This window comes from Bartonella sp. AA1HLJMS (assembly GCF_042197445.1).
Classification (GTDB): domain Bacteria; phylum Pseudomonadota; class Alphaproteobacteria; order Rhizobiales; family Rhizobiaceae; genus Bartonella.
The window spans coordinates 1-648 of sequence record NZ_JBHIRW010000288.1 but is presented as its reverse complement, the minus strand read 5'-3'; the positions used below and the strand labels follow the sequence as shown (position 1 = coordinate 648).

2 protein-coding genes are annotated in these 648 nt (G+C 35.5%); both read right to left on the bottom strand.

The window, feature by feature from the left end:
- The coding region (locus ACFIQE_RS11265) for an antA/AntB antirepressor family protein (protein WP_375707788.1) at positions 1-243 on the bottom strand (243 nt) is incomplete at its 3' end.
- 66 nt (positions 244-309) lie between these two features.
- A partial coding sequence (locus ACFIQE_RS11260; RefSeq protein WP_375707787.1) for a hypothetical protein occupies positions 310-648 on the bottom strand: 339 nt, incomplete at its 5' end.

Here is a 648-nt window from a genome sequence, read left to right as displayed (position 1 = left end):
TTCAGATTTTGGACAAATCTTCTGTCTGTTCCATTCTTGTTTTGTAAAAACAAAATCCACGCCTTCTTTTAGATCAAGCTTTTCAACACAATCATTAAACCAAGTGGAAAAATCTTGTTTCAAATGTAAGTACCTATGCATTACATGGGCATTGACCATTTGGACATAACCGATTTTGTTGTCTACCTCGTTTTCAGGCGTGAGATATCCTTCACTATGAATATGAGTATCATGTGTGGTCATAAGTTTACTCTAATCAATTATTGATGGGAAAAAGGGAGGCGCTTTTAAAAGCGCCCTTTAGAATTTTTAAATCACATCACAAAGACGTAATTTATTTTGCTCTTCGTAAGTACCGTAAATCTCATCATTATATTTTTCGTCTGCGATCTCGTCTAAAAGTTCTTGGTAAGCATCACTTTCGCGTACAAAGTCATGAACTTTACTCTCCTCATGGAGATGTTCGATATTTTCTTTTACATATGCTTCTGCAATTTCTTCAGAGATATCTTCACAATTATTCTCAGAAGGATTGATGCGAAAGATTTGGATTGCATCATCTGCCTCGTCAATAATTTTTAGAACTTGGCTTTCATCCAGTGGTCCCGACCGACCAATGTTTTGATCATCATCATAGACAACTAATAA